Annotated in this window: 31 protein-coding genes; 25 read left to right on the top strand and 6 right to left on the bottom strand. The window is 42.0% G+C overall.

Annotation, left to right across the window (positions count from 1 at the left end):
* Nucleotides 1-355 precede the first annotated feature (355 nt).
* The 7 genes from AC6EJC_RS21355 to AC6EJC_RS21325 all read left to right on the top strand — a co-directional run bounded on the left by AC6EJC_RS21355 (nucleotide 356) and on the right by AC6EJC_RS21325 (nucleotide 7,331).
* Nucleotides 356-1,210 (top strand): tyrosine-type recombinase/integrase, encoded by an 855-nt coding sequence (locus tag AC6EJC_RS21355; RefSeq protein WP_444955693.1) that lies wholly within the window; start codon nucleotides 356-358, stop codon nucleotides 1,208-1,210.
* Between the two features lie 753 nt (nucleotides 1,211-1,963).
* The gene (locus AC6EJC_RS21350) at nucleotides 1,964-3,382 is read left to right on the top strand and encodes a helix-turn-helix domain-containing protein (protein ID WP_444955692.1); all 1,419 of its coding nucleotides are present in this window, start codon (nucleotides 1,964-1,966) and stop codon (nucleotides 3,380-3,382) included.
* Nucleotides 3,383-3,570: 188 nt separating this feature from the next.
* Entirely contained in the window at nucleotides 3,571-3,807 is a 237-nt protein-coding gene (locus AC6EJC_RS21345; protein WP_103048169.1) for a hypothetical protein, read from the top strand.
* A gap of 71 nt (nucleotides 3,808-3,878) precedes the next feature.
* Nucleotides 3,879-5,072: a WXG100 family type VII secretion target gene (locus tag AC6EJC_RS21340; RefSeq protein WP_444955691.1), complete on the top strand. Its 1,194-nt coding sequence runs from the start codon at nucleotides 3,879-3,881 to the stop codon at nucleotides 5,070-5,072.
* Nucleotides 5,072-5,422: a hypothetical protein gene (locus AC6EJC_RS21335; protein ID WP_444955690.1), complete on the top strand. Its 351-nt coding sequence runs from the start codon at nucleotides 5,072-5,074 to the stop codon at nucleotides 5,420-5,422. Before AC6EJC_RS21340 ends, AC6EJC_RS21335 begins: the two co-directional genes overlap by 1 nt.
* Nucleotides 5,423-6,430: 1,008 nt before the next feature.
* Nucleotides 6,431-6,706, top strand: a complete 276-nt coding sequence (locus AC6EJC_RS21330; protein ID WP_444955748.1) for a hypothetical protein — start codon at nucleotides 6,431-6,433, stop codon at nucleotides 6,704-6,706.
* Nucleotides 6,707-7,028: 322 nt separating this feature from the next.
* A complete protein-coding gene (locus tag AC6EJC_RS21325; RefSeq protein ID WP_444955747.1) occupies nucleotides 7,029-7,331 on the top strand; it encodes a YunC family protein in 303 nt (100 codons plus the stop codon).
* Nucleotides 7,332-7,483: 152 nt separating this feature from the next.
* On the opposite strand, the gene mtnA is transcribed toward AC6EJC_RS21325, so the two are convergent.
* Both mtnA and mtnK read right to left on the bottom strand, forming a co-directional pair.
* The gene (mtnA, locus tag AC6EJC_RS21320; RefSeq protein ID WP_444955689.1) at nucleotides 7,484-8,593 is read right to left on the bottom strand and encodes an S-methyl-5-thioribose-1-phosphate isomerase; all 1,110 of its coding nucleotides are present in this window, start codon (nucleotides 8,591-8,593) and stop codon (nucleotides 7,484-7,486) included.
* 5 nt (nucleotides 8,594-8,598) lie between these two features.
* The gene (gene mtnK, locus AC6EJC_RS21315; RefSeq protein ID WP_444955688.1) at nucleotides 8,599-9,822 is read right to left on the bottom strand and encodes an S-methyl-5-thioribose kinase; all 1,224 of its coding nucleotides are present in this window, start codon (nucleotides 9,820-9,822) and stop codon (nucleotides 8,599-8,601) included.
* 311 nt (nucleotides 9,823-10,133) lie between these two features.
* On the opposite strand from mtnK, the gene AC6EJC_RS21310 reads away from it, so the two are divergent.
* The 6 genes from AC6EJC_RS21310 (at nucleotide 10,134) to sufB (ending at nucleotide 16,227) form a co-directional block, all read left to right on the top strand.
* A complete protein-coding gene (locus tag AC6EJC_RS21310) occupies nucleotides 10,134-10,604 on the top strand; it encodes a Dps family protein (RefSeq protein WP_165176721.1) in 471 nt (156 codons plus the stop codon).
* Nucleotides 10,605-11,056: 452 nt separating this feature from the next.
* Nucleotides 11,057-11,839 (top strand): Fe-S cluster assembly ATPase SufC, encoded by a 783-nt coding sequence (gene sufC, locus AC6EJC_RS21305; protein WP_029516585.1) that lies wholly within the window; start codon nucleotides 11,057-11,059, stop codon nucleotides 11,837-11,839.
* Nucleotides 11,840-11,862: 23 nt separating this feature from the next.
* Nucleotides 11,863-13,167, top strand: a complete 1,305-nt coding sequence (gene sufD / locus AC6EJC_RS21300; RefSeq protein WP_235307948.1) for a Fe-S cluster assembly protein SufD — start codon at nucleotides 11,863-11,865, stop codon at nucleotides 13,165-13,167.
* On the top strand, nucleotides 13,164-14,387 hold the full coding sequence (locus AC6EJC_RS21295; protein ID WP_444955687.1) for a cysteine desulfurase: 1,224 nt from the start codon (nucleotides 13,164-13,166) through the stop codon (nucleotides 14,385-14,387). The genes sufD and AC6EJC_RS21295 overlap by 4 nt, the downstream gene beginning before the upstream one ends.
* Nucleotides 14,377-14,799, top strand: a complete 423-nt coding sequence (sufU, locus tag AC6EJC_RS21290) for a Fe-S cluster assembly sulfur transfer protein SufU (RefSeq protein ID WP_444955686.1) — start codon at nucleotides 14,377-14,379, stop codon at nucleotides 14,797-14,799. The genes AC6EJC_RS21295 and sufU overlap by 11 nt, the downstream gene beginning before the upstream one ends.
* Nucleotides 14,800-14,829: 30 nt before the next feature.
* Nucleotides 14,830-16,227: a Fe-S cluster assembly protein SufB gene (gene sufB, locus AC6EJC_RS21285; RefSeq protein WP_444955685.1), complete on the top strand. Its 1,398-nt coding sequence runs from the start codon at nucleotides 14,830-14,832 to the stop codon at nucleotides 16,225-16,227.
* 67 nt (nucleotides 16,228-16,294) lie between these two features.
* On the opposite strand, the gene AC6EJC_RS21280 is transcribed toward sufB, so the two are convergent.
* The 3 genes from AC6EJC_RS21280 to AC6EJC_RS21270 form a co-directional block, all read right to left on the bottom strand.
* Nucleotides 16,295-16,834, bottom strand: coding sequence for a site-specific integrase (locus tag AC6EJC_RS21280; RefSeq protein ID WP_258012415.1), 540 nt, complete (start codon nucleotides 16,832-16,834; stop codon nucleotides 16,295-16,297).
* Nucleotides 16,782-17,330 carry an Arm DNA-binding domain-containing protein gene (locus AC6EJC_RS21275; protein ID WP_444955684.1) on the bottom strand — a complete coding sequence of 183 codons (549 nt, stop codon included), beginning with the start codon at nucleotides 17,328-17,330 and terminating at the stop codon, nucleotides 16,782-16,784. The genes AC6EJC_RS21280 and AC6EJC_RS21275 overlap by 53 nt, the downstream gene beginning before the upstream one ends.
* A gap of 75 nt (nucleotides 17,331-17,405) precedes the next feature.
* Entirely contained in the window at nucleotides 17,406-17,723 is a 318-nt protein-coding gene (locus tag AC6EJC_RS21270) for an ImmA/IrrE family metallo-endopeptidase (protein ID WP_374703722.1), read from the bottom strand.
* An 87-nt stretch (nucleotides 17,724-17,810) separates the two neighbouring features.
* Here AC6EJC_RS21270 and AC6EJC_RS21265 point away from each other — a divergent pair, with 87 nt between their 5' ends.
* The 12 genes from AC6EJC_RS21265 to AC6EJC_RS21210 all read left to right on the top strand — a co-directional run bounded on the left by AC6EJC_RS21265 (nucleotide 17,811) and on the right by AC6EJC_RS21210 (nucleotide 25,311).
* Entirely contained in the window at nucleotides 17,811-18,155 is a 345-nt protein-coding gene (locus AC6EJC_RS21265) for a hypothetical protein (protein WP_444955683.1), read from the top strand.
* A gap of 241 nt (nucleotides 18,156-18,396) precedes the next feature.
* Nucleotides 18,397-18,675: a hypothetical protein gene (locus AC6EJC_RS21260; protein WP_444955682.1), complete on the top strand. Its 279-nt coding sequence runs from the start codon at nucleotides 18,397-18,399 to the stop codon at nucleotides 18,673-18,675.
* 8 nt (nucleotides 18,676-18,683) lie between these two features.
* Entirely contained in the window at nucleotides 18,684-18,869 is a 186-nt protein-coding gene (locus AC6EJC_RS21255; protein ID WP_103048150.1) for a hypothetical protein, read from the top strand.
* Nucleotides 18,870-19,110: 241 nt separating this feature from the next.
* The gene (locus AC6EJC_RS21250) at nucleotides 19,111-19,236 is read left to right on the top strand and encodes a hypothetical protein (protein ID WP_444955681.1); all 126 of its coding nucleotides are present in this window, start codon (nucleotides 19,111-19,113) and stop codon (nucleotides 19,234-19,236) included.
* Nucleotides 19,237-20,190: 954 nt separating this feature from the next.
* Nucleotides 20,191-20,799, top strand: coding sequence for a hypothetical protein (locus tag AC6EJC_RS21245; RefSeq protein WP_444955680.1), 609 nt, complete (start codon nucleotides 20,191-20,193; stop codon nucleotides 20,797-20,799).
* 112 nt (nucleotides 20,800-20,911) lie between these two features.
* Nucleotides 20,912-21,478, top strand: coding sequence for a helix-turn-helix domain-containing protein (locus AC6EJC_RS21240; protein WP_103048142.1), 567 nt, complete (start codon nucleotides 20,912-20,914; stop codon nucleotides 21,476-21,478).
* Nucleotides 21,479-21,671: 193 nt separating this feature from the next.
* A complete protein-coding gene (locus AC6EJC_RS21235; protein WP_444955679.1) occupies nucleotides 21,672-22,907 on the top strand; it encodes a CynX/NimT family MFS transporter in 1,236 nt (411 codons plus the stop codon).
* Between the two features lie 2 nt (nucleotides 22,908-22,909).
* On the top strand, nucleotides 22,910-23,341 hold the full coding sequence (locus AC6EJC_RS21230; RefSeq protein WP_103048140.1) for a universal stress protein: 432 nt from the start codon (nucleotides 22,910-22,912) through the stop codon (nucleotides 23,339-23,341).
* A gap of 314 nt (nucleotides 23,342-23,655) precedes the next feature.
* Nucleotides 23,656-23,910 (top strand): hypothetical protein, encoded by a 255-nt coding sequence (locus AC6EJC_RS21225; protein WP_444955678.1) that lies wholly within the window; start codon nucleotides 23,656-23,658, stop codon nucleotides 23,908-23,910.
* A 328-nt stretch (nucleotides 23,911-24,238) separates the two neighbouring features.
* Complete coding sequence (locus tag AC6EJC_RS21220; RefSeq protein WP_219727869.1) at nucleotides 24,239-24,508, top strand: DUF2829 domain-containing protein; 270 nt, start codon at nucleotides 24,239-24,241, stop codon at nucleotides 24,506-24,508.
* Entirely contained in the window at nucleotides 24,505-24,675 is a 171-nt protein-coding gene (locus AC6EJC_RS21215; protein ID WP_444955677.1) for an Acb2/Tad1 domain-containing protein, read from the top strand. Before AC6EJC_RS21220 ends, AC6EJC_RS21215 begins: the two co-directional genes overlap by 4 nt.
* 225 nt (nucleotides 24,676-24,900) lie before the next feature.
* The gene (locus AC6EJC_RS21210) at nucleotides 24,901-25,311 is read left to right on the top strand and encodes a hypothetical protein (protein WP_444955676.1); all 411 of its coding nucleotides are present in this window, start codon (nucleotides 24,901-24,903) and stop codon (nucleotides 25,309-25,311) included.
* Between the two features lie 183 nt (nucleotides 25,312-25,494).
* On the opposite strand, the gene AC6EJC_RS21205 is transcribed toward AC6EJC_RS21210, so the two are convergent.
* Nucleotides 25,495-26,263 (bottom strand): IS3 family transposase (locus tag AC6EJC_RS21205; protein WP_444955675.1); only part of this gene is annotated, 769 nt, incomplete at its 5' end.

Below are 26,263 nucleotides of genomic sequence, written 5' to 3'. Positions count from 1 at the left end.
GATATTATTGGTATTGATTTCCCTTATGTGTATTGTGTTTTTTTACTCCTATACGATTAAATTTGCGGTATTATCCTGATTTTGATTGTAACGTGAAAAATATGACTTAAACATTAGGTTTTTCGATTATATATCAATATTTACGATTAAAGTTTTTTCAATAACGATGCGAAGGTTATAAGTGATATATGCAGCGGTGAATCAGTGATTTTGAATTGAATCTATTAATGCAACATAACAACAATTATGTTGCAAAGAGAAAGGGATAACAGTATAATCAGACTATATAATGCAACATAATATATATAAAATCTGCTCAAATTGAATACAACATAATTGTACGGGAGTGGTGAAGATGATCCAAGCTTTTGAAGAATACTTACGGCAGGATGAAAAAAGTCTGAATACAATTAAAAGTTACATACTTAATGTAAATGGATTTATGAAATGGTTTGATGAAAGCAAAGGAATGGGGTTCAATAAGCTGCATAGAGAGAATGTGAAGGATTACATAAGTTACCTCAAAACAGTGAAGAAGCTTGCTCCTGTTTCCATCAATGCTAAGATCAGCGCACTTATCAAGTTTAATGACTACCTGACCGAATCAGGATTGCAGACAGAGGTTGCGATTAATAAAAAGGATATGTTAAAGATTCAACGTCAATATGCTTCACTGGCTACTGTTGGATTTGCTGACGTTGAGAAGTTCAGACAATTGGTGCTGGAACATGAGTCAAAACGCAACTATGCTATCGTATCATTACTGGCCTACTGTGGACTAAGGATTAGTGAAGCTCTAAATATCGGCATGAATGACTTCAATCTGACTTCAAGAGAGTTAATCGTATCCGAAGGCAAAGGAAAGAAGACTAGAACTGTGTTTATGGGAGACAAGGCGAAGACAGCTATACAGAGCTGGGTTAAAGATCGCTCAGACAAGGGTATTACAAGTGATTATCTGTTTCCAAGTAACAGAGGAGGCAAGTTAGACAGAACCGTAATCAATAAGGTCTTCAATAAATACTCAGCTATTGTAGGAAAGGAAATAACTCCTCACGATCTGAGACATTTCTTCTGCTCTTATGCATTAGAAAATGATATGTCAGTCCATGAAGTAGCGAATCAAGCAGGACATAGCAACATCCATACCACACTCTTATATGCTAACCCTACAAAACAAAAGATGATTGAGAAGATGAACAGACTCTAAATTCTTCCATATGTATACACTACGTACACACTCACAGCCTAGATGGTTTATATCTAGGCTTTTTTGTGATTTAATAACCATATATTGGTCTTGATTTGGATAAGGGGGGGATAGTTTACACCCAAAACTCCTATTAAATTATCAAATAATGCAGTAGCACTTCCACCTACACACTGAAGTTATTTTATAAGCGAACGATTCAGGCTTCCGAACAATTTGGTAAATACGCAGATGCCTGCGCGTTTCAACTAGGCAAAATCGAAATGCTCTCTTTGATACCAATACGGAAAATTTCCTGCATGGGGGGATGGTTAAAATCATTTGACCATTCACTTTCTACAAATATAGGCTCAGCACATCTACTTCCCGACTCAGCCCAATTTATAGCTCGATACCGTCTCTAATATCATTAAGGTTGCTTGTATGCCATACATCCATTCTAAGCTCTAACTTAGATTAATTTATAAGGGAATACGTACATGACTATTCAATGGAGTAACTTTATATTGGATGAGTTGTATTATAATTTTTCCAATAAACTATACATCAATATGAGGACGATACTTTTAATCATAAAATCATCGTAAACTATCCCAAAAGGTATCTTGACTATATATATGAAAGGTATATGATTTTATTCCAAAAGATGGTACAATCAAGATCGTTAGAGCATTTTACTACTTGTTTCACAACTACATAATAATTTTAACTATGCATCGTATTATGAGTTCACGTTGAAAGGGTGGTTTATCGATGAAAATTACACCCACGATTAGAGCGGAATTGGAACAATATCTAAAACAAGAAGGCTTGAGCTTATCGCAATTTGGACAAATTACAGGAATGAATAGGGGAATAATAAGTAGCATTGTAACAGGTAATAAATCTATGTCTATTAATCAGCTTGATCGAATTACTGAAGCTATGGGCTTACCAGAAGGTCACTTTTATGATCTATTTATAGAAAACTACATCATTGACCATCCTCCTAATATGAGGCGAATTGAACCGTTTTTATATCGCTGTGCGGAGTTGGAAAAGTTGGATGCGATCCGTCGAGTGGTGGGAGCCATCATGGACAATCTACTCTATTCGCCCAAACTATTTGAAATTGCAGAAGGATTGTTGGCGCAGGGACGACTAGAAGCGGCATTGATACTCTATGAGGGGGTAGCTGAAGCGGAGAAATATCAACACTCTGAACGCCTAGCCATCTGTCAATATCGTATATTCAAAATTCAGATTAGTGACGATCAAAGCCAAAATGTCGGGGCGGCAGCCGTATTTGAAGCTTTTGTCGAACGCCTAGATGAAATAGACCAACTTGACGCATTAAAGGATTTGGCAAACGTATACAGGTCTTTGCGTAAATGGGATAAGGTTGACGAGATAGCGAGGAAAATGAGAGCTAAAGCCGAGATCCAATATACAATGAAACATCAACAGAACAGCCGAGAACAGACCGAATCTAGCGACAAGCTAAGTCGTCCCTTGTTTGTGTACATTGCTTATGCAGACTTGCTCTGTGCTAATGCATGTGAAGAGCAGGGTAATTATGAGCAGGCATTACACTATACATATGCCTACTCCAATTTAGATTGGGTTAGAGAGACCGATGAGGATACCCAGCACTGGATTGGTTTGTTTAAACATTGGTCACAAGCTAATATACTTGCCTATAGGCTTTTATCTGGTGATGTGAGTGTGCTTCATGAATATCTAAACTATATTGATGAATCATCAGATACGATTCAAGAAGATAGGGTTACTCAACTACTTAACATAATGATAGCGGCTAACCGTTATGAGCTTGATTTAAACGATATACTTAAACGATTTGAAACAGAGATTGCGTCTTTATCTCAGCGACCATCATCAGATGATATGTATACACAGCAAGTGATACCGGAATACTCTGCACTGTGTGGATATGAATTGGCTTATTACTATTTAAATCATGGGATGCATTATGATGGCTTTAATCATTTGTTTTGTGCAATGGTAAAAGCGCATATACTAAATAATGAGACATATTTTATAAATTGTATGGGGTTGTTTGTGCGTTTCAAAGCCCATGCGGTATCTGAAACCAAAACAGAGTTTTACAATCTCATTGAAAAGGTGTGGTTAAACAATGTTGAAAAAAGTGGTAATGCTGATCGTTGCGAGTAGTTTTTTGTTTACCTTAGCTGTGCCTATTTATCTGAACAGCCATAATGAGGGATTTCAAATCTTCGCAACACATGGAGGAGCTTAAACGCAAATCAGGTTAAAAGTACGTTCAAAGAATGCATTCCCAAAACAGTTATTGGAGAGAACCAGCAAGTTCAACCAATAAAAATAGGGGGTGCATTTTATATTTGAGTAATCAATATACAAATGGAAATAATCAGCATACTGACAGGGAGTCAAATAATTTTAATCCCTATGCTAAAAAACAAACCGATATTGCTCAGGAACTTGGCATCACGAAGCAGCAGTTACATAACTACAAAAAACTTCTCACTCTTATTCCTGAATTGCAGGATATGGTTGTCGTTACAACTATAAGGTCTTTAGACATAGGTAGAAAGGTTAATCCTTCACATAACAATTAGGAATTAAGATGGTTTTCCATAAATTTGAATAGTGTTACTATGTCATAACGAACTTAAACTAGAGGTATATTATGACAACCATTAAAGTGACACCAGAACAGCTTATGTCTGTATCCAAGCAATTTGAGCTTGCACAGCAAACGGTAACTCAAATGAATAGTAATTTAGTACAACAAATTTCATCTATGGGGCAATTGTGGGATGGAGTGACTAAAGAGCACTTTTACTATTCCTTCCGGAATTCTCAGAAGAATATGAATGACTTTGTTACCCTGACGGATTCTATTGCTAGGGAGTTACGTCATAATGCGGATAAATTTAGATTAGCTGATTTGATGGAAGCAGGTAACATTGACGCAAGTTGTTTACCACCTCCACCGAATTCATGTGCTGTTCCTGCTCCAGATACGCGGAATGCGTTTCAGAAATCAATAGATAGCTTAACAGGGTTGGGACAGGATTTTGTAGACGCTAATTCAGAACGATATGAGAAGAAATTTGATTCAGTCTGGAGTTTCCTAGATTACATGACGTATGGCATTCCGAAGGGAATGTATCAAGGGTACATGGAACGGGCAGCTAAACAAAATGATTCATGGAATGACATGCTAAATTTCGGTACATTTGGAATAACGGGTATGATTCAGGGAGCATTTAATCCAAACAATGCCTGGTCAAAGGAACACTGGGCTAATATGATCGGTACAGCAGGATTATTTGGAGGAGTTAGTTCGGTAATCAAACCTAAATTTGGGATTGGTAGTACAATAAAGTTAAACGGTGAAGTTAGACCATTTCCCAAAGGCCATGATCTAGATTTGAAATTGTGGGAAGAGATGCCTGTAAGCGGTCAGAGAAGGTTAACACCAGATGGATTAAAAATTATGAATGTTAGTGAAATAAAAGCTTTTAAAAAAGAAATGAATGCTATTGATGTAAAAGTTATAATTGATAAAAAGGGCGCTATACTTCCTGAAGAAGCTGTGGGCGGCTTTAATCCTAGTACAGGACAGATTGTTATACGACCTGATGCTTCCTATCTAAGTGCAATTCACGAATCTTACCATGCAAAACACTTTGGAGAACTTGGAAAAGAAAAATATATGAATTTATCCACTATAGCAAAAGAAGAGTATGTTTATAATGAAATCATCAAAAATAAAGACAAATTTAATTCCTCAGAAATATACGAAGCACAGAGATACATTTATAAAGTGAGAAACGGACAGTGGCCTCTGTCTAATTGGAAAGGATATGAAGAATAATGGACGAAGAAGTGGATACTAAATTAACAGCTACTCAAGCTAGAAAAATTGCTCAGGATTATCAAGAAAAATATAAGTTATATGGTGTAATACATGATGACACTGAGCAGTCCGTCAAATTTTACCCGGAATTCTACAGGGTTGAGGGTGCTGCATGGTTAGTTTTAGCTGATATCACACCAAAGAGTTATGAAGGTGATGATGAGATTACTTTTGTTGTCTCGGATAGAGATGGGGTTGTGGATCATGTACTTGATCATAATGGACTACCACAGCGTTATCATGTACCTAGCAATAGAGATTATACAGATGAAGAGTTTGAAGCTATTTTTAATGATGAAGAAGAGTAAGTTGCTTTACAATACCAGCGTCATATAGTCATTTTTAAGCTTGCTCCTTTAATAATAAAAATGGGAGTGAGCTTTTTTATAGTTATCCAATATGAATGAAGGAAACTGTGATTTTTATATACCTTGCTTCAAAATAAGGTGCGTCAAATTCAATTCACCATGTTCCAATATCAATCATGATCAAACTGGAATAGTGACAGAGGAAAAGAATGACAAAAAAAGAAGATGCACAATGAAGCGAAGGTAAAGTGGTTTGCTTTAAATGCTATTCGAAGAATTACAAGGACAATACATATAACCGTGATCTTGTTCCAAAAGTAGAAGTGATTGAATGAAGTACTAAGTAATATCTAGATTTAAGATGAGTAAATAATTTGAGATCGGCAATTTGATATTGTTTATTTGTCTTAGAAAGTCTTATTGTTGGACAGAGAAAAGGGAGGAGCGTAATGGAAACACGGCTTCTGGAAATCGGTGGAGTCTGTCTTGTGCTAGTAATTTTGTTTTGATCTTTGATAACTGAACTAATGATATACACAATAGGGGGGACTTTCTTTGTTTCGGGAGAAAGCTTTATCTTTGTATACGCTCAACTGCGTAAGTATCACGTAGTTTGCTCAATTATGACAATACTTAGGGTGAGTTTAGGTGAACGGAATTAATATTGAGAATTGTGGAGCTTGATGTTATTTCGTCTATCTATCAGGATTTAAAGTTGTTTGTTGTATGCTTTTTTAGGAATAGATAAAATCAGCGGGAGTATTTCTATAGATGAAAGCGTCATTAATTTGTGAAAACTGTCTATTTACCTTTGATTAAAGGTATTTATGCAATGAACAGAAAGGAGAAATTTTGACATAAACAACAAGGAAAAGGATTACTTTTCAGATGTACTAACTGAACATATCCACAAATGGCAACGTGGAGATATTATTACAATAGAAGCTGGCTGGATTGTTTGGAGGAGTCAGCTCAGTTAGTTAGAATGGAGATGTTCTTTTGGAGATTATGAAGTTAGACGATATTATTAAAACACCTAATAAAGGAATTATTTTAATTGTAACAAAAATTGGATTTGATAAGCAGGATCATACGAATTTGAAAAGTTTGATAGGTTCAAAAATACAAGTAGATAAGTTAGATGGGACGAAATGTGAACTGGACGTATTGGATATTAGCATTTCTTTTTCCATCGCTAACCTTCCGCTTATTGGTATTAGTGTAAATGATTCAGAAAACATTGAAGATATAAAAAAGGGAACACAAGTAGTGCAATTGTTGTGATGGATAAGAGAATCAAGCAGATGGACAAAATGTCCATCTAAAAGATATTGCCGATTCAATTGGAGAAAACGAATGGGTTGGAGGATATAAATGGTATGCTGCAATAGCAGCAAGGAACAGCCACATCTGAGCAAGTAAGGATGTTGGACCAGAGACACTGAAGGAATAATATTGTGAACACAGATAAAGTAAATGTGTTCACGTTCTAGTCTAAACCCATAAGCCTCCTAATATTTTGAACGTATCCACGAGCGTCCACACTTACCCGGAAATGCTGCATAAAATATCCCGGGTGAACAAAGAGGAGGTGCATGTGAGAACAATGATACACATGAAACCCGTACAAGTGGGTGAGCATACATTTATCGGAGTCGAGGTCAAACTGCCTAAAACAACGCTGTTAACTATCTCCAACTCCCGTGGTTACATCATGTGTGGTGCATTGGATGTTGGATTGCTCAATGAGCGGCTGGCCGATCGGAAAATTCTTGCCGCACGAGCTGTAGGGGTAAAAACACTGAAGGAATTGTTGGAAGCACCGATGGAGTCGGTGACGACAGAAGCCGAGCAGCTTGGAATTAAGCCAGGCATGCCAGGATACGAAGCACTTTTGAAACTGGTGTAATGAAGCCTATGTGCAAATGTTGCATAAAAGTAGAGGAACAAGAAACGAGAAAAACCGGGCTCTTTGGCTCCGGTTTTTTTTCTATGAAAAGTTACACTCTATCGAGTAGAACTATTCAGACTTTATACGAACTGTATGACCTGCAAGAACAATTAATTGGCAAATAATGCGGTTAGGTTATCGTTAAAGGGAGCTTGGACGATCCCTTTTTCGGTAATGATGGCGGTAATGTACTTATGAGGTGTAACATCGAAAGCCGGGTTGTAGACTTTGATGCCCTGTGGGGCGGTCCTTTTACCAAAGCTTTCGGTAACTTCCTCCGCAGAACGCTCCTCAATCGGGATATCTGCCCCTGTTGCGGTCTGCAAATCAATGGTAGACAGCGGAGAAGCTACATAAAAAGGAATACCGTGCGCCTTCGCCAGCACAGCCAGGCTATAGGTGCCGATTTTGTTAGCCACATCCCCATTAGCAGCGACTCTGTCCGTGCCGACAATGACAGCCTGCACCCATCCTTTGGACATCACCATGCCTGCCATATTGTCACAGAGGAGGGTAACATCAATGCCTGCCTGCTGAAGTTCGAAAGCGGTCAGGCGTGCACCCTGAAGCACGGGGCGAGTTTCATCGGCAAATACTTTTAGGTGGATGCCGTTCTCCTGTGCAAGATACATAGGCGCGAGTGCCGTTCCGTATTTTGCTGTTGCCAGTCCGCCTGCATTGCAGTGGGTGAGCACGCCCATCCCGTCCTCGAACAAAGGTAAAGCATGGATGCCGATCTGGCGGCATACTTCCTCATCCTCTGCCTGAATGGCTATGGCTTCACGCTCCAGCCCGGCGTTCCAGTCTTCGACCTGACCTCCACTAGCATCAGCGATGAGTTCCTCGGCCCGCTTCTTCATGCGGTCCAGGGCCCAGAACAGGTTCACGGCAGTTGGGCGTGAGGTAGCCAAATGTCCGCACACGGCGTGTACATGCTCCAGCCATCCAGCAGCGTCGGTGCCGCTGTAAGCGGAAGCGCCCAGCACAACGCCGTAGGCCGCAGCCATCCCGATGGCGGGCGCACCGCGTACCTTCATGGCATGGATGCCATCCCACACTTCCTCGGTCGTGAATAAATCCAGCATGACAATCGTTTCGGGCAGCAGACGCTGATCCAGCATGGACAAGCAGTTGCCTTTCCACACCAGCGAAGATAGAGCCTGACCGAACACTACTGCTTCCCCGGAGGTTACGGGGGCCGATTCTTTCTTTTCACTCATATTCATTAAGCTCCTTTATTTTGGGCAGCTGTTGCTGTCCGAACAATGTCTCCCAGTTCCCGAATCGAATAAAGATCGCGATTGCGGAGAACCAAGGCTTTCCCGATAGATAACGCCAGACGTTCCGCGGCTTCCTTGATGTCAGGATCGGCAATTGTGTCGATATCTGCCACATGCGACAGGCTGATGATACGGCGGATCACTTTGCACCCTGCAAAACCAATCGTATCTTGCAGCACTTTCTGGAGGTACAAATCTTGATATCCGGTTGTACGTGCCATATGGTCGGTGACATGCTCGTCCCAAAGTTTGCGGAATCTGATCTCAAACTGCTCCCATACCTGAATTGCAGTCTCCAAAAGCCAGTCACGTCGTTCCTGTAGAACCGTCTCGCCAGAAGTCCATCCGGGCTGTGCTGCGTAGTTCAACAGCAAATTGGCGATCACCGCTCCGATATCAAAGCCCATGGGTCCGTAGTAGGCAAATTCAGGATCAATGACTTTAGTCGATTCAGTCGTTACAAAAATGCTGCCTGTATGAAGGTCACCGTGCAGCAGCGCTTCTGTCCGCGTCAAAAATTTTTCGCGCAGTAAAGCCACTTCCAGGTGAAGCACCTGATCTGTACGGAGTGCCTCTGCTTCGTCTTCGATGTACACACCATAGTTGTTATTATCCGAGAACCGATACGGTTCATCCAAAATCAGATCCTCAGTTATTTTGCAGAGATCTGGGTTGATAAAGCGTTTAACCAGGTCTTTTTTATCCTGCTGATTCATGCCCAAATCTGAGGTGAAGAAAAGTGTACGCGCCAGAAACTCCCCAATATGATTAGCGAAATATGGATATGTGTTTCCTTCTATTAGTCCCTTGCGCATGATGGTGTGTGAGCTAAGATCCTCCATCACGGTCAACGCAAGCTCATCGTCATACGCCAGTACCGCAGGAACCAATTCGGGGCAAATGTGGTGTTCCTGCTGAAGTGCCTCGCGTTCAATACGGGCACGATCCAGCGACAGCGGCCAGGATTCACCCACAATTTTTACATAAGGAAGTGCCTGCTTGGCAATGATACTCTTGTTAGATTCAGAATCCGTAATATGAAAAACCAGATTCAAGTTACCATCACCGATTTCTCGGCATTCCAGACGGGCTTCCTGACTAAAAAATCCGGGGATGTTCTTCACGAATTCGATTGCTTCTTCGGTCGTTAAAGGATGATATTGGGACAACGAAGTCACCTCCATAAATTGTGCACACGTAAATTTCAAAAAAATATCACAAGATTAAACCAAGTATTTTGATAGGATAGAGAAAGTATAACGAAAATCATTGAAGTTTTGTACATTTTTTTTATGATGGATTGAAAGAGAGGAGGAGAACAGGTCTTTTTGTTTCGTCTTCATATAGAAAGGGTAAATATGAAACAGACGTCCGGCAGGTGATATTAGGATGCCCGCTGGCGTCTTACCGTCAGTAGTGACGGTGATGGATACGTAAATGTTCCTGAAAGTCAATTTGATGAAAAAGGAAGGGATTTATGATGGCTAAAACAACAAGTAACTCGAAAAATACGCAAACAAAGTCGGTGGAGGAACTTTTAAACCGTCAAGTCGCTAACCTCAATGTGTTATATGTAAAAATTCATAACTATCACTGGTATGTGAAAGGCTCCAGCTTTTACACACTCCATGTTAAATTTGAAGAGTTATATAATGAAGTGACATTGAAAATGGACGAGATCGCCGAGCGCCTGCTCGCGTTGAAAGGTTCTCCTTCCGCAACGTTGAAGGAATATCTGGAGCTGTCCTCGATTCACGAGGCAAACGGCAATGAAGATGCTCCGAAAATGGTGCAAACCCTGATCGAGGATTTTGCGACTATATGCGAGGAGTTTCAGGAAGGTATTGAACTGGCAGAAAGCAATTCCGACCAGCCTACTGCAGATTTGCTGATCGGCTATAAAGCGGATCTGGAGAAACATATGTGGATGCTTCGCTCTTATCTGGGCTAACTCAGCAGGATTTCGCTCAATCGCCCAATGCTGAGTTCTGGGGATTTGATTCCACATCCATAGAGATCGATTTGCGTTCTGAAATAAACCCTTTACATGTAAAACGCTACTGACGTCATGCTGTCAGTAGCGTTTTTATGGCTAAAAAGAGATCATTCACCTCATGTTTTTAGTACAAATTTATAATAATATGGCCATTCGTAGGATGTATTTTGCCATTTGTGTGCTTGGTAGGATGAACATTTTATGAAGAAAGGCGAATAACGTGTGTCTGTTGGTTGCACCCTTGAAGATATTTATTATAAAATAACTTGAGAATCATTGAGAATCAGTTTAGAATGATTATAAATAAATTTTTAAATATTATGTTTGCTTGAAATCAGGGGGCTCCCCTGTTAAATATACTTTCTGATTTCGACACCACACTACAATTTTTGGAGGGTATTGCGAATATGGCTACAAACTTTAAGATTGAAGGTCTCAAAGCGACCATTGAAGGCAAGGAAATTTTGAAAGGTATTAACCTCGAAATGAAGGGCGGAGAAATCCATGCCATCATGGGTCCTAACGGAACGGGTAAAAGTACATTGGCGTCTGCTTTGATGGGTCATCCTAAATATGAAGTCACAGATGGCAAAGTAACTTTGGATGGAGAAGACGTGCTGGACATGGAAGTGGATGAGCGTGCACGTGCGGGATTGTTCCTGGCCATGCAGTATCCGAGTGAAATTGCAGGGGTAACGAACTCCGACTTTTTGCGTAGTGCGATCAACGCACGCCGTGAAGAAGGACAAGAGATTTCCCTGATCAAGTTTATCCGTCAAATGGAAAGCAAAATGAAGGAGCTTGAAATGAATCCTGAGTTTGCTCACCGTTACCTGAACGAAGGCTTTTCTGGTGGTGAGAAAAAACGGAATGAAATTTTGCAAATGATGATGATTGATCCGAAAATTGTCATTCTTGACGAAATCGACTCCGGTCTGGACATCGATGCTTTGAGAATCGTGGCTAACGGTGTGAACGCCATGCGTTCCGAAGACCGTGGCTTCCTCGTGATTACTCACTACCAACGTCTGTTAAACTACGTTAAACCAGATTATGTACATGTGATGATGCAAGGACGTATCGTTAAATCCGGTGGCCCTGAGCTTGCTGAGCGTCTGGAAGCAGACGGTTACGACTGGATTAAGGAAGAGCTGGGTATCGTTGATGAAACTGTAGGACAAGAGGCGTAAGCCGGAAGCGAGGAGGAAAACTGATGACTACACAAACAATCCTTCCGGTAGATTCCGAGCAACTGCGTGTTCTGTCCGAACGTAACGGCGAGCCGTCTTGGCTGGCAGAAGACAGACAAAAAGCACTTGAGCTTGCAGGCAAACTGGAGCTTCCGGTATTTGAAAAAACAAAAATCGAACGTTGGAATTTAAACGATTACGGTCAACATAAACAGAGCGAGGCCATTGCATCGCTAGAGCAGGTTCCTGCAGCCATTGCTGATCTGGTCAAAGAGCAGCAGGAGGGCGGTCTAATTATTCAGCGCAACTCCGGCGCGGTATACGTGAAGCTGAGCGAGGAACTGGCGGCGCAAGGCGTCATTTTCACGGATTTGCAAACGGCGGTTAAGGAACATGCAGATTTGGTTAAAGCTCATTTGAACACAGTCATTAAGGCTGAAGAAAATTCATTGTCTGCATTGCATGCAGCACTTTGGAACGGTGGAGTATTTGCTTATGTGCCTAAAAACGTAGAGCTGAACGTTCCGCTTCAGGCTGTTTTCCTGACGGATGATGCGACTGCAACGTTTGCGCCGCATGTGCTGCTTATTGCCGAAAGCCATAGTTCCGTGACGTACGTAGACAATTATGTATCTGCGGATTTGGCGGCACCTGTTCTTCATAATGGTGCGGTAGAAGTTGTTGCGAATGCAGGAGCTAAAGTACGTTATGCGACAGTGCATCAGTTTGGAGAGCAAGTAACGGATATTTCGATTCGTCGTGCCACGTTGGGAAATGACGCAGCTATCGAATGGATTGTGGGCGAAATGAACAACGGCAATACAGCGAGCAATACCATGTCTGTGCTCAAAGGCAATGGCTCCAACTCGGATGCCAAGATCATTGCTGTAGGTTCCGGCTCACAAAAGCTGAACTATACGACACAAGCACAGCATTTTGGTAAAAATTCCGCTAGTCAGATGATCACGCGCGCAGTTATGCGTGAAGAAGCGTCTTCCATCATTAACGGAATTACGAAAATTGAAAAAGGTGCTACCAAAGCAGACGGTCAGCAAACGGAACGTGTTCTGATGCTCAGTCCGAAAGCGCGTGGTGACGCTAACCCAATCCTGCTGATTGATGAAGATGATGTAACGGCAGGTCATGCAGCCTCGGTTGGTCAGGTTAACCGTGAACAAGTGTATTACTTGATGTCCCGCGGGATTAGCCGTGCAGAAGCTGAACGTCTGATTATTTATGGCTTCTTGGCACCTGTCGTATCTGAAATTCCGCTCGAAGGACTTCAACATCAGCTGCAGAGCCTTGTTGAAAGGAAGTTAGGCCAATGAATACTGCATTGATCCGTGAACAATTCCCGATTTTACATCAGGAGATTAACGGTCATCCGCTGGTTTATTTGGATAATGCGGCCACTTCGCAAAAACCGCTGGCGGTCATCGAGGCGATCAAGCACTACTACGAATATGATAATTCGAATGTTCACCGTGGTGTGCATACCTTGGGTAGCCGCGCTACGGATGCTTATGAAGGTGCGCGGGAGAAGGTAGCCCGTTTTCTGAATGCAAAGCGCAGTCAGGAAATTATTTTCACAAGAGGAACAACAACGGCGCTGAATCTGGTGGCTTCTTCCTACGGTAGAGCTAACTGTAAGGAGGGTGATGAAATTGTCATCACACCGATGGAGCATCACAGTAATCTGATTCCTTGGCAACAGGTAGCCAAAGCCACAGGCGCGACTTTGAAATATATTCCACTTCAAGAGGACGGTAGCGTTGATCTTGCTGATGTGGAGAATACCATTACAGAAAACACGAAAATTGTAGCAATTGCGCATGTCTCCAATGTGCTTGGTGTTGTGAATCCTGTCAAAGAGATTGCTGCTATTGCGCATCGCAAAGGTGCAGTCATCGTTGTAGACGGTGCACAAAGCACACCACATATGAAAGTAGACGTGCAAGACATTGATGCTGACTTTTATGCATTTTCTGGTCACAAAATGTGTGCTCCTACAGGGATCGGGGCACTGTACGGCAAGAAGGCGCTGCTGGAAAACATGGAGCCGATTGAGTTCGGCGGGGAAATGATCGACGATGTGGGATTGTATGAATCCACATGGAAGGAGCTGCCTTGGAAATTCGAAGGTGGAACCCCGATTATCGCCGGAGCTGTTGGCTTGGGAGCTGCCATTGATTTTCTGGAAAGCATTGGGCTGGACGCCATTGCACAGCATGAAAGCCGTCTGGCCAACTATGCCCTCAAACGTCTCCGTGAAGTGGAAGGTTTGACGATTTACGGACCTGCTGAACGTCATGTCGGGCTCGTAACATTCAACTTGGATGATGTGCATCCGCATGATGTAGCTACCGTACTGGATAGCAAAGGGGTGGCTGTACGTGCAGGCCATCATTGCTGCCAGCCATTGATGCGCTGGTTGAAAGCTAGTGCAACTGCACGTGCCAGCTTTTACCTCTATAACACGGAAGAGGAAGTCGACGCTCTGGTCAGCGCCTTAATCCAAACGAAGGAGTATTTTGGCGATGCAACTTGATGACTTGTACCGACGCGTGATTATGGATCATTATAAAAATCCGCGCAATCGCGGACGTTTTGAGGACGATGCAGTTACGGTGGATTTGAACAATCCTACGTGTGGTGACCGGATTTCCCTTCAACTCAAAACGAAAGACGGCGTGGTCGAAGATGCCCGTTTTACAGGCGAGGGCTGCTCGATTAGTATGTCTTCGGCTTCGATGATGACAGAAGCGGTCAAAGGAAAAACGATTGATGAGGCACTGGATATGGCGAGTCGCTTCTCTTCTCTGATGAAGGGAGAAGCCGCCGAATTCGACGACTATGAAGAATTGGAAGCTTTGTCAGGCGTTAATAAGTTCCCGGCTCGCATCAAATGTGCGACATTGGCTTGGAACGCGCTGCGCAAAGGGATTGATGAAGATAAATAATTTAAATAGAACAGAGGAGGTTTGAGAAACATGGCCAAGAAAGCACCGGAAATGGAAGAGTATAAATATGGCTTTCGTGACGAGCACAAGTCCATTTTCCAAACAGGTAAGGGTCTCACTCCGGAAATCGTAAAGGAAATCTCTAAAATTAAGGATGAGCCAGAATGGATGCTGGAGTTCCGTCTGAAAGCACTGAAACAGTTTGAAAAAATGGAAATGCCAAACTGGGGCGGAGATATGGCTGAACTGGATTTCAACGATATCCAGTACTATGTAAGACCTTCCGAGAAACAAGGGAAGACGTGGGAAGAAGTTCCAACGGAAATTAAAGAAACCTTTGATAAACTGGGGATTCCTGAGGCGGAGCAAAAGTTTCTGGCTGGTGTATCCGCACAGTATGAATCTGAGGTTGTCTACCACAGCATGCAAAAGGAACTGGAAGATCAGGGCGTTATTTTCATGGATACCGATACGGCGTTGCGTGAGCATCCTGAGATTCTGAAAGAGTATTTTGCAACAGTTGTACCTCCTGCGGACAATAAGTTTGCAGCACTGAACAGTGCGGTATGGTCAGGCGGCAGCTTCATCTACGTTCCTAAAGGTGTAAAATGTGAAGTTCCATTGCAAGCTTACTTCCGTATTAACTCTGAAAACATGGGTCAATTTGAGCGTACGCTCATTATTGCCGACGAAGACAGCTTTGTGCATTATGTAGAAGGCTGTACGGCTCCGATCTACAGCACGAACTCGCTGCATAGCGCTGTGGTGGAAATCATTTGTAAGAAGAACGCACGCGTTCGTTATACGACGATCCAGAACTGGGCACCCAACATCTATAACCTGGTAACCAAACGTGCGGTTGCAGAAGAAAATGCAACGATGGAATGGGTCGATGGTAACATCGGTTCCAAGTTGACGATGAAGTATCCAGCCGTTGTATTGAAAGGCCGTGGAGCGAAAGGGATGGTCTTGTCCATCGCTGTTGCAGGCAAAGGCCAGCATCAGGATGCAGGTGCGAAAATGATCCACTTGGCGCCAGACACCACGTCCACAATTGTATCCAAGTCGATCAGTAAGCACGGCGGTAAAGTAACGTATCGCGGATTAGCTTCATTCGGTCGTCAGGCTCAAGGTGCAAAATCGAATATCAAGTGTGATACGTTGATTTTGGATAATCAGTCGACCTCCGATACCATTCCTTACAATGAAATCATGAACGACGACATCACGCTTGAGCACGAAGCAACAGTTTCCAAGGTATCGGAAGATCAGCTGTTCTATCTGATGAGCCGTGGTTTGACCGAAGCAGAGGCGACGCAAATGATCGTTATGGGCTTTATCGAGCCGTTCACAAAAGAACTGCCGATGGAATATGCGGTAGAAATGAACCGTTTGATTAAGTTCGAAATGGAAGGCAGTATCGGTTAATGGAAAAGCTAAGCGTATCGGCTATTCTTGGTTTTATTTATTGGTCATGATACCGAAATGATACCGATTAGTCGTCGAATACGCTCATTGCTTCTCGTTTCCTTTCGACGTAAAGATGACCATAGGTGTTGGTTGTTTGCTTGATATCGTCGTGTCGCATCAGTTCCTTTACGAGATAGATGTCCACGCCTTTGTTAATCAAGTATGATGCGTAGCTGTGACGCAAGTCATGAATTCGCAATTCAGGGAAGACACTTTTAAAATGTTTGCGAAAGTGGGAATAGTGGTATGGGGCCACTACACCGAATACAAACATATCATTATTGAATCCGTAGATTTTCTCTGCGGATTCTTTTTTTATGCGCTCCAGCATCTCGCCTATAAAGGCAGGAAACGGAACGTAACCTACACTGCCCTTAGTTTTAGTCGTAGTAGTCTTACGTGTGGTTATATCAAGTGTTTTGTTTACGTGAAGCAGATTCTTCTCAAAATCCATATCTGACCACTTTAGTGCAAGTCCTTCTCCTACTCGTAAACCTGTGTAAAATAGTAATCTAGCTAACTCCTGATAATGTAGATGCTCTAACCCGTTGGTCAAAATCCTCACGTCTTATGAAATTAATATTTGGTCGCACTCGCTGAATTGAACCGGCTGCAAGAGTAGGATCAACTTTTAACCCGAAAAATTTTATAGCATGGTTGATCAGCACTTTAAAATTACTGTACACAGTTCGAGCACTATTGAGGGATTCCATTGTTGTCTCCAAATAGGTTTTAAACTCCAGGACTTGCTCTAAAGTGGTATTTCTGACCTTGATGTGTCCGAATTTCGTCTTAATATGGTGATTGTACTCGTTTGTGCGTCGTCGGATTGTTTTATCTTTAAGCTTTGTGTGTTTAATGTTATGCTCAAAAATTTCATCGAACGTCGCATTATCACTGTATTGTTTTACCGCATTAGCTAAAAATTCGGCCTCAGCAAGTACTGCATCTTGCCGTTTCTCGAAGCCTCGTTTTAGCTTTTGTTGTGATCGGCCATAGACGTCTTTGTATCGGACCCTGAAATAGTAAGTCTTTCTTTTTTTGTCTTTGTAAACAGGCATTTCAATACATCAATCCAAACATATGTTCTATTAATAGATATATTTAAACAGCCTTACGGCTGGAAAGCGCAAAGTTCAATCGAATAGTTCTATTACGCCTAAGGGGTCAAAGCAGATTATGTATTTCTCGTTGTAAGTAGCAAAGAGTCCGTATTTATCCCGGTAACGATCTATAGCAGATTGCAAAAATTCTTCTGTCACATTCAAATATTCAGCTATTTCATATCTGCCCTTAACACGGGCATGGTCGGCTTGTACGATACGACCTAGAGGTATCATGCACTGGTAAGCCCACTGCCTAGCACGGAGCTCCTGCTTGCGGTTACGTATGTCTTTCTGATCAAGAATGTTGCCTGTGCTGGTATGGTAATGCCCGAGTTCTTCAGCGAGTATGCAAGCTTTTGCCTGAACGGGAAGAAAGGGGATGGATTTAGCATATACCGGCCCCTAATCCACTGGACAGCGGATGATGTGTTTGCCATGCACCGTAAACATGGAATTGATCCCAACCCATTGTACAAGCTTGGTACGGGCCAAGTGGGTTGCATGCCATGTATAAACTGCAACAAAGCGGAATTATTTGAGATTGCTCGTCGCTTCCCAAAAGAAATAGCGCGAGTAGCTGAGTGGGAACGAATCGTTAAGATGGCCTCAAAGCGTCAGGCTGCTACATTTTTTCCAACGGCCCGAAATATGCCAGCGGGCATTGACGGCTGGGTAGAGTGGTCCAAAACGGTACGAGGCGGACAGCAATATGATCTATTAAAGGCATTCGAGTTCGATAACGTACCTGCCTGTTCTAGCGCTTATGGACTGTGCGAGTGATGGAGCGTAAATTTCATCAATTTAATTGTCCAAGTTGCAAAAAAGAGGATATAGAGCATCGACGGGTTGACCTCAAACGGCAATATCCGTGGTCCATCGTAGCCTTTATGAGATGCGACTGCGGTAACCGCTGGAAGACATATATCCGGGATCGGAGCAGGGAAACAACGTTTGACATTATAGATGACGATTGATTAAGGGGGATGCCCCCTACTACTCAAATATCAAAGGAGCGATTTAAATGGAATTAGCAGTACAGTCGTGGGCGTTTAACCCCAATTTGCGTTGGATGCTGGTGCGTATTTCCGGGAACGACGAGGGCGGCGATGAAATAGATGAAACAGGAATTGTAGCTGACATTAAAGGAGATTATTTAGAGTTCGAGTTTATACGCGGAGATCAAATAGTACGCACTCATTTTTATTTGGAATATTTCCGCAACGGAGGATTGATCCTGGCTGTATATGATCGACCGCCTGTAAAGATTGAAATTCCTGATTCCTATTTCGAAGGAGAATGAACGAATAAATGGCGAGCGGCTGTATCTTAGGAGATTGCTATATTTGCGGGTGGCAAGTCTATGAAGATGAAATCGCTTGGACTGGCGATCAAATGCGGCATTCCACGTGTAAGGGCAGTCGCACACTGAGCCAAGAGAATGAGGCTCTACGGCAGGAATTGGCTAAATATAAACGGTGGATGGATTCGAATTAATCGGTGCGTTCCCCTATAAGGAGAGTGATTGTATGTCGTTCGTGATATTAGTAAGAGATTTATGGAGCATGAGCACAGATTTTTATGCGGGGAAGACATATATTCATCAAGGTCAATACTTCCCTGGCTTAGCTGAAAACTAGAAGACGGCTAAGAAGTATTCCAGTCGGAAGAGAACCGAGCGTGCAGCTTCTGGGCTAAAAGATAAAACAGGTCAGACATGCAGGCGGCTCGAAGCCTTTTGAATCGGTACACCAGGATGAGCAAAACCGTTGATAGCCTGTCTGCCAAAAATGCAATAGGTGAGAAAGAGCGGCTGGTTATGGAGGAATATAAACAGAAGACAGAGGCTGTAAAAATGCTGTGAGCCTTATTATGGATGACAATGTTCGCCGAGTAATTGAATTTAGGTTTATTCGTGGAAACACTTGTTGGGGAACAGTCAAACGCTTCGAAAGCATAACAGACAGATCGGTTGATAGGCGTATTGTTAGAGGAATTGAATCAGTGGCTGAAAATCTCAAACTAGTTGGAATCATATAAACACAAAGCGAGGGGCGTCCCCCTCGCTTCATGCACCACGGCTATGTAGTAGTTATAATTTCCGATAAACGTAAATTAACAGTATCCAGCATAGCATTGTCCACGTGTTTCCAAGCAAAGGTCCGTAAAGACCTAACAAGAAAATCGCGAATTCCAGGTAAAGGTTGGTAGTATTATTCCAGTTTCTCATCATTAAAACCTCCAATTTATAATTCAAGGGCCATAGCCCAGGTCTGGGGAAAAGCTGTCAGCCATCCCCAGAAGTAGGAGGAGCATGAGAGAATGCGGAATAACACTTAGCCTTATTTACCTTCGTGGTTAGTGAGGTGACAAATCAAGGAAGCATAACAAGGAGAAACTGGCGGTTTACCCTACCAAAAGTAAACCCTTTTCACGATACAAAAAAATAGACTTTACAGTTGTTCCAATTGCGCAATATTGCATTGCGTTTGAACTGGGACATTCCTTTTAATAAAAAAATAGTTGATCTTCATGGTATCGCCTCCTTTGCTTATTTTCACTTGATTGGCCTCACAAACTTATTATATAATCCATGATTAGCTTAATCAAGTAATTGGAATTCGAAGAAAAATCATCCTCAGTAAGATGTTAGTTAAATTGGTGTCTGTAGTACGTCTGTGGCGCGTCCACATGGTGTTTGTGGTTTGGGGTACATCATTGAAAGGGGAAAGGAGCTAAGTAACTTGTATTGATGTTCTAAGAGTATTGAAATCTAATTATCTTCAAATTTTTTCTATTTTGAGAGGGATGTATGAATATGAAGAATATTCAGTCTGTAATCTTAAGTACTCAGACCAATGAAGATTTAGCAGATACACGAAAGATTATTCAGGTAAATTTTTTCGACGATATTGAATCAGATGATATTCGGAAAACAAAATGGCTATTAAACAAGTACACCGATTTAGTAGATGTAATAAAAAACTATGAATATTCACTTCAACAGTTGGAAAACGGTATGACTGCGTATGATTTGCTTTCGGCGGAAGGAATGGTTGCCAAGCGAGTTTCGGGACAAGAATTGACAGCAGATGTGACAGCAAATGCCGTGCTACTCAAAGACCAGCGCCATGTGAATTATAAATTCTATCAATTCCTTACGAATAACATTAAATTTACAATAAATAATATACGCGATAACCATGAAGGGTTGATTGCAAAGTTGCTGTTTCTGGATGGTATGAAGTACCTCAAAGCACAACAATATTTAGAAAAGGGTTATCGTAAGGATATACCAGGCATCTCAGCGACTACGTTTGCAGACAAAAGACGTAAGGCCATAGAAAGCATAGCAAAAAGTCTTAAAGTTAACCGAACATTGGATTTTGTCACCATCGACTATGGACGGGGACGAAACAAGGCATAGACGTCAGAATTTTGCATAGGAGTGTAGTCCACCATCCAATACTAATTGTATGGAAAAGAATCTAGATAAACAATATACTAGCTATAACAGTTTATTGTTGAGGTGAATATTAATGGATGAAGTCAATGAATCAAAACAAATTGTATTACAAATGGGCGGTGCCTTGAAAAAGTACAGAAAAGAAAAAAATATGAGCTTAGACGACTTAGCGGAATTAACGGGCGTAAGCAAACTTACTCTGGGGAATATCGAACGTGGCGAAACAAATCCAACTTTGGCGATTATATGGAAAATTTCAAAAGGCATATCTTTACCGCTATTTGCTTTGTTCAAATCAGAAGACCCTGTTAATTTGTATCGAGCAGGCGAGGGACTGCGGTTTTCTAATGATCAAAAAAATTGGATCATTGAACCAGTTTTTAAAAACGCAAGCAACGATATTGAAATGTGTCGGGCTTACTTACAGCCGAATAGCTCGTATCACCCCGAAGGTCATCATGTGAATACAACTGAAATTGCGACAGTAATGACTGGCTCCATTGAAATTCAAGTCAATGGAGAGATTTACACATTGAATCAATATGATACGATCAGTTTTCGTGCAGATAGTCCTCACTCTTATACCAACCATACGGAAAGCGAAACAGTGCTCCATATATCCTTAAAATATGGTTTCTAAAAGTCGATAATTTCTACTTATTAAATACAACTCCGAATTCATGGCGTGAATTCAGAGTTGTATTTTTGTTGTTTAGATGAGATTTGGTATATTATAAAATATTTCTTGTTAATTATAATATATTATAATATACTTTTTTTTGTTCGCGCGAATACAAATAATACGTATGAATTCAGGAAGGAGAAAAAAAAGAATGCCGAAAAAACAAAATAAAAAATTCGTGCCATCTTCTATAGGGCTGATCATTCTCGGCATTATTGTTATTGCAGCTAATTTACGTACTCCCTTAACCTCAGTTGGTCCTTTAGTGAGCCTTATAAGGGATGACGTTCATATTTCAAATACATTAGCAGGCCTGATCACAACGGTACCCTTGCTTGCCTTTGCTTTATTATCGCCTCTAGTACCAAAATTAGGACGAAGGTATGGGGTTGAGCGTATCATTTTGATTGCCCTAATCTTTCTGACTGTTGGTATTGTAATACGATCTTTATCTGGCGCAGTTAATCTGTTTATTGGGACAGCAGTTCTTGGATTCGCAATTGCCGTTTGTAATGTATTATTGCCCAGTATAATTAAACGGGATTTCCCAAATAAAATTGGCTCCATGACAGGAGTTTACTCCATTTCAATGAATTTATGTGGAGCAATCGCATCGGGAATCAGTGTACCGCTAGCCATGAACGCAGGGCTAAAATGGCAGGGAGCAATGGGGATATGGGGGATACTAAGCTTTATATCGATCCTCTGTTGGTTACCCCAATTAAGAAATCAAACGAAACAAACAGCCACGACGAGTCAACAGATGGCCAGCAACGATGTGAATGTTTGGCGATCCCCGCTTGCCTGGCAAGTAACCATGTTTATGGGTATACAGTCCATGGTTTTCTATGTGTTGATCGCATGGTTGCCTGAAATTTTAAAGCAGCAAGGAATTGACTCCAACCAATCTGGATGGTACCTCTCGATCATGCAGTTAGCTATGCTTCCATTTACCTTTATTGTCCCCGTTATTGCTGGGCGTATGTCTAGCCAACGTTTGTTAGTGGTCATCACAACCATTTTGCTTTTGACGGGGACGCTCGGACTTCTTTACGGAAGCTCCAATGTCATTCTGTTGTGGATCATAATACTCGGAATTGGTGGAGGCTTCGCCTTTAGTTTGGCCATGATGTTTTTCGGGTTACGTACTGAAAATGCGCATCAAGCAGCGGAACTGTCTGGCATGGCGCAATCGATCGGATATCTTCTTGCCGCAATCGGTCCTGCCCTTATAGGATATCTGCATGATGCGACAAATAGTTGGAACCTGCCACTTTTCATTCTGCTTGGCGCATCGGTCTTACTCTTTTTAGTCGGTATAGGAGCAGCAAGAAACCGATTTGTAGGTAGCCGAAATAGTTACGAACTGCCACGGAAAGGACGATAAATATGTTTGACAAAATTATGGTGGCCATTGATAGATCTGAGATAACGAACAAACTCCTCGATGCAACCGTTGAAATAGCTCGAAACAAACAAACTCAAGTTACCTTGGTTAATGTCAGCCAGGAATATGTATCGAATGGCATGACTTATTTACCAGGGCATTTCTTGGAAGAAATATTGAACGAAATGGAGAAAGCGAGTTTGGAACAGTTGCAACAAGCCAAATCCAAATTAGTATCTGCGGGGATTAACCCGGAAACACTTCATCTTAAGGGAGATCCTGCACATGAAATATTAAATTATGCAAGAGATTCCGAGCAGCAACTCATTATTATTGGAAGCCGTGGGCTAAGTGGCATAAAAGAAATGATGCTTGGAAGTGTCAGCCACAAGGTTTCACAGCTATCAAGTTGCCCAGTCCTCATTGTGCATTAACTCCTTCGGGAACCATAGAGATGATGCATTGTTATACTAACGGAGAACTTTAGTTCAATAAAACAGCGACAGTCTAGGACTTTATTTTCTCGTCCTTGGTTGTCGCTGTTCTAATTTCTAAGGTCAGTCTAAAACTTATTTTATGGAGTCTAGCGGTATGACAATTCGAAGGGTCGTATGGAATAAAGACACTCAGTCTAATACTTTGGCTTCTGCAGACAGTAGGAACTATGTAAATCCGTAGTAGGTGCGGAATAGAAAGGATTTACACTTTATTCAGGAACAAATTAAATCTATTCTAGGAGGCAATAAACATGGCACATAGTTACGCTTACTTGGATAAGGAAAAAATTCTCCATCTCCATCCATTGGAAGATGAAGCAGTTAAGCATGGCAAGTATGTGGGTACAAATCTGGATTACGACGAAAGCGGTTTTCCGGTTATCGGCGGCGAAGGTGTAATCTATTACGCAGACAAAGACACAGCTTATGTAAACGGAAATGAAGATAATGGCAAACAAATTGCTGTACAAAGTGGCCTTAAAGCACTAGCTGGTCAACTTCTGTAATCATTAAGATTTAAATGTGGTGGCGGAATATACGCAAGGCCGTGATACATGCCTCGCCCACATCGAAACTAACTACAACTAATTCGAGACAGCCGTAAAGAGGGTCATAATACCCCATCAATAAGGGCGGCAGATTGTTCCGCACGTAATGCGGACTATAGCGATTGACGGTAATCGCTGTGAAATAATTCCCGTTGGGAACCATACCGCAAGTATAAGGGAGCGGCAGTGGCAAGCGCATGACGGAGGGTTAGGGCGCAACGAATATGAGTAAGAGAGCGACGGGAAACCGCCGCTTTTTTGCGTTCAAAGGAGACGAATTTAAATGTTGAATTTTGGGCAAGCAATTGAGGCTTTGAAGAACGGTAAGAAGGTAGCCCGTGCAGGCTGGAACGGAAAGGGAATGTGGCTCGGACTGGTTAAAGCTGATAACTACATTGTCTTTGAAGCTCCATTTGGAGACGGTCAAGCGACCGATGAAAATATCCCAGAAGGACTCTTGCCATGGATTGGCATGAAAACCGCAGATGGCAAATTCGTTCCTTGGCTGGCATCGCAAACTGACATATTGGCTGAAGATTGGGAGGTTGTCGAATGAATCAGCAGATCGAGAACAATTTCAAGTATCACAAGGCCGACGAAGCCAAGGGGACACAGCATGACAAAGTACGCAGTGCATGTAAAGAACTAGCTTATACGCTTGACAGTCTGCTGCCAAACAGCCGGGAGAAGTCTCTCGCTATGAGACCAAGCTTGAAGAAGTAATGATGTGGGCTAATGCGGGAATAGCGCGTAACTAGCATCTTTTCCCGGTTAACCCCGGGATATACGACACATATAGGGTTATAGCGGTTCGATTCCGCTATGTGTCTTAAAATAGAAGCCGAATAAATTTACTATATATACTATATTTTTATATTAAATATAACTTAAAATTTTGTTGCAACAGGATATATACTAAACATATACCAAATATAGGAGGTAATTCAAATGAAAAAGCTAACAATTGGATTGTTGACGACAGCACTTATGGTAATGGGATCTTCTAGCGCCCTTGCATCACCGAGTCCGGCAGAATTGAAGACTACACCTGCATCAGCAAAATCGGTAATCACTCCACAAGCATATGATGAGCTAAGCTTTTCAGTTGAATCTGTTAAGGTATCGGGAGGGTCTGCTACTGTAACAATAAAACCTTATGGCGGAACTGGTTATTTTAATGGTACTATTACATTCCCTGATGGGACTACTAAAACAGCTTCTTCAAGCGGGCAAGGTAATCCAATGAAGTTTGATTTATATTTTACTAAATCCGGAACCCATAACGGGGTTATTGTACTAAAGAGTGGAAGCCTAACTTACCGAGATACAGTAACAGTAGTTACAACAAGAGATCTATAATAGGTTTAAAATACTTAAAAGCATCCATATGGGTGCTTTTTTATTTTGAAACAATAGGCGGTTCAATTCCGTTGTGTCTTAATAGATGTTTACGATTGTAAGAAACGTGCTGTAAAATGTCGGATAAACACACCTTAGAGGATGGTGGTCAAGACCCCATTTTATAGACACTGAAAAAAGACCCTAGACTATAAGCTGCTTCCGGTACTCTTTCGGAGGCAGCTTATTTAACTTTCGTTGTGGTCGATATTGGTTGTAAAATCGAATATATTCTGCTATTCTCCTTTGTGCCTCGTCCATATTTCGGATATCATATGGGTAGAGCCCTTCCGTTTTGAGATGCGAAAAGAAGCTCTCCATCGAGGCGTTATCATAACAATTGCCTCGGCGAGACATGCTGATTCGGGCGCCAACCTTTGGCAGCATGTCATGGTACGCATGAGACGTGTACTGGAATCCCTGGTCGCTGTGAACGATGAGGCCAGTCACGTCTTTTTGCTGTTTCCAGGCTTGTCGAAACGTCTGTAAAACCAGTTCATTATCATTTTTATGGCTCATCTGGTACGCGATCATTTCGTTATTGAACAAGTCTTTAATCGCAGACAGATATACCCAGCAATCCCCTACACGATATTGCGTGATATCTGTGACCCATTTTTGATTAGGTTTGTCCGCCTTGAAATCCTGTTTTAGCAGGTTTTTCGCCACACGACCTTCCGTAGAAGAAGCATAGTTGCAACGATGCTTCCGGCGAATTTGTGAGCGGATTCCCAAGACTTGCATGAGCCGGAGTACCTTTTTATGGTTCATCCAGACTCCATGATCATGCTGCCAAAATAGTTGAATTTGGCGGTAGCCGTAGACTCCGTTATACTGCTCATACACTTTCTTCACAAGTGCTTTCGCGTCCCGATCTCGATCTGTTCCTCTCCGTTTTAAGAAGGCGTAATAT

The sequence above is a fragment of the Paenibacillus sp. TY11 genome, assembly GCF_059772165.1.
Note: the sequence above shows the minus strand (reverse complement) of the source record. Positions and strands in the feature narration are given on the sequence as shown.

Excerpts from the sequence above, each read along its gene's own strand:
- AC6EJC_RS21355 (WP_444955693.1), top strand. The coding sequence starts at position 356 with ATGATCCAAGCTTTTGAAGAATACTTACGGCAGGATGAAAAAAGTCTG.
- AC6EJC_RS21350 (WP_444955692.1), top strand. The coding sequence starts at position 1,964 with ATGAAAATTACACCCACGATTAGAGCGGAATTGGAACAATATCTAAAA.
- AC6EJC_RS21340 (WP_444955691.1), top strand. The coding sequence starts at position 3,879 with ATGACAACCATTAAAGTGACACCAGAACAGCTTATGTCTGTATCCAAG.
- AC6EJC_RS21335 (WP_444955690.1), top strand. The coding sequence starts at position 5,072 with ATGGACGAAGAAGTGGATACTAAATTAACAGCTACTCAAGCTAGAAAA.
- AC6EJC_RS21330 (WP_444955748.1), top strand. The coding sequence starts at position 6,431 with ATGAAGTTAGACGATATTATTAAAACACCTAATAAAGGAATTATTTTA.
- AC6EJC_RS21325 (WP_444955747.1), top strand. The coding sequence starts at position 7,029 with ATGATACACATGAAACCCGTACAAGTGGGTGAGCATACATTTATCGGA.
- mtnA (WP_444955689.1), bottom strand. The coding sequence starts at position 8,593 with ATGAGTGAAAAGAAAGAATCGGCCCCCGTAACCTCCGGGGAAGCAGTA.
- AC6EJC_RS21310 (WP_165176721.1), top strand. The coding sequence starts at position 10,134 with ATGGCTAAAACAACAAGTAACTCGAAAAATACGCAAACAAAGTCGGTG.
- sufC (WP_029516585.1), top strand. The coding sequence starts at position 11,057 with ATGGCTACAAACTTTAAGATTGAAGGTCTCAAAGCGACCATTGAAGGC.
- sufD (WP_235307948.1), top strand. The coding sequence starts at position 11,863 with ATGACTACACAAACAATCCTTCCGGTAGATTCCGAGCAACTGCGTGTT.
- AC6EJC_RS21295 (WP_444955687.1), top strand. The coding sequence starts at position 13,164 with ATGAATACTGCATTGATCCGTGAACAATTCCCGATTTTACATCAGGAG.
- sufU (WP_444955686.1), top strand. The coding sequence starts at position 14,377 with ATGCAACTTGATGACTTGTACCGACGCGTGATTATGGATCATTATAAA.
- sufB (WP_444955685.1), top strand. The coding sequence starts at position 14,830 with ATGGCCAAGAAAGCACCGGAAATGGAAGAGTATAAATATGGCTTTCGT.
- AC6EJC_RS21275 (WP_444955684.1), bottom strand. The coding sequence starts at position 17,330 with ATGCCTGTTTACAAAGACAAAAAAAGAAAGACTTACTATTTCAGGGTC.
- AC6EJC_RS21265 (WP_444955683.1), top strand. The coding sequence starts at position 17,811 with ATGCACCGTAAACATGGAATTGATCCCAACCCATTGTACAAGCTTGGT.
- AC6EJC_RS21260 (WP_444955682.1), top strand. The coding sequence starts at position 18,397 with ATGGAATTAGCAGTACAGTCGTGGGCGTTTAACCCCAATTTGCGTTGG.
- AC6EJC_RS21255 (WP_103048150.1), top strand. The coding sequence starts at position 18,684 with ATGGCGAGCGGCTGTATCTTAGGAGATTGCTATATTTGCGGGTGGCAA.
- AC6EJC_RS21245 (WP_444955680.1), top strand. The coding sequence starts at position 20,191 with ATGAAGAATATTCAGTCTGTAATCTTAAGTACTCAGACCAATGAAGAT.
- AC6EJC_RS21240 (WP_103048142.1), top strand. The coding sequence starts at position 20,912 with ATGGATGAAGTCAATGAATCAAAACAAATTGTATTACAAATGGGCGGT.
- AC6EJC_RS21235 (WP_444955679.1), top strand. The coding sequence starts at position 21,672 with ATGCCGAAAAAACAAAATAAAAAATTCGTGCCATCTTCTATAGGGCTG.
- AC6EJC_RS21230 (WP_103048140.1), top strand. The coding sequence starts at position 22,910 with ATGTTTGACAAAATTATGGTGGCCATTGATAGATCTGAGATAACGAAC.
- AC6EJC_RS21225 (WP_444955678.1), top strand. The coding sequence starts at position 23,656 with ATGGCACATAGTTACGCTTACTTGGATAAGGAAAAAATTCTCCATCTC.
- AC6EJC_RS21215 (WP_444955677.1), top strand. The coding sequence starts at position 24,505 with ATGAATCAGCAGATCGAGAACAATTTCAAGTATCACAAGGCCGACGAA.
- AC6EJC_RS21210 (WP_444955676.1), top strand. The coding sequence starts at position 24,901 with ATGAAAAAGCTAACAATTGGATTGTTGACGACAGCACTTATGGTAATG.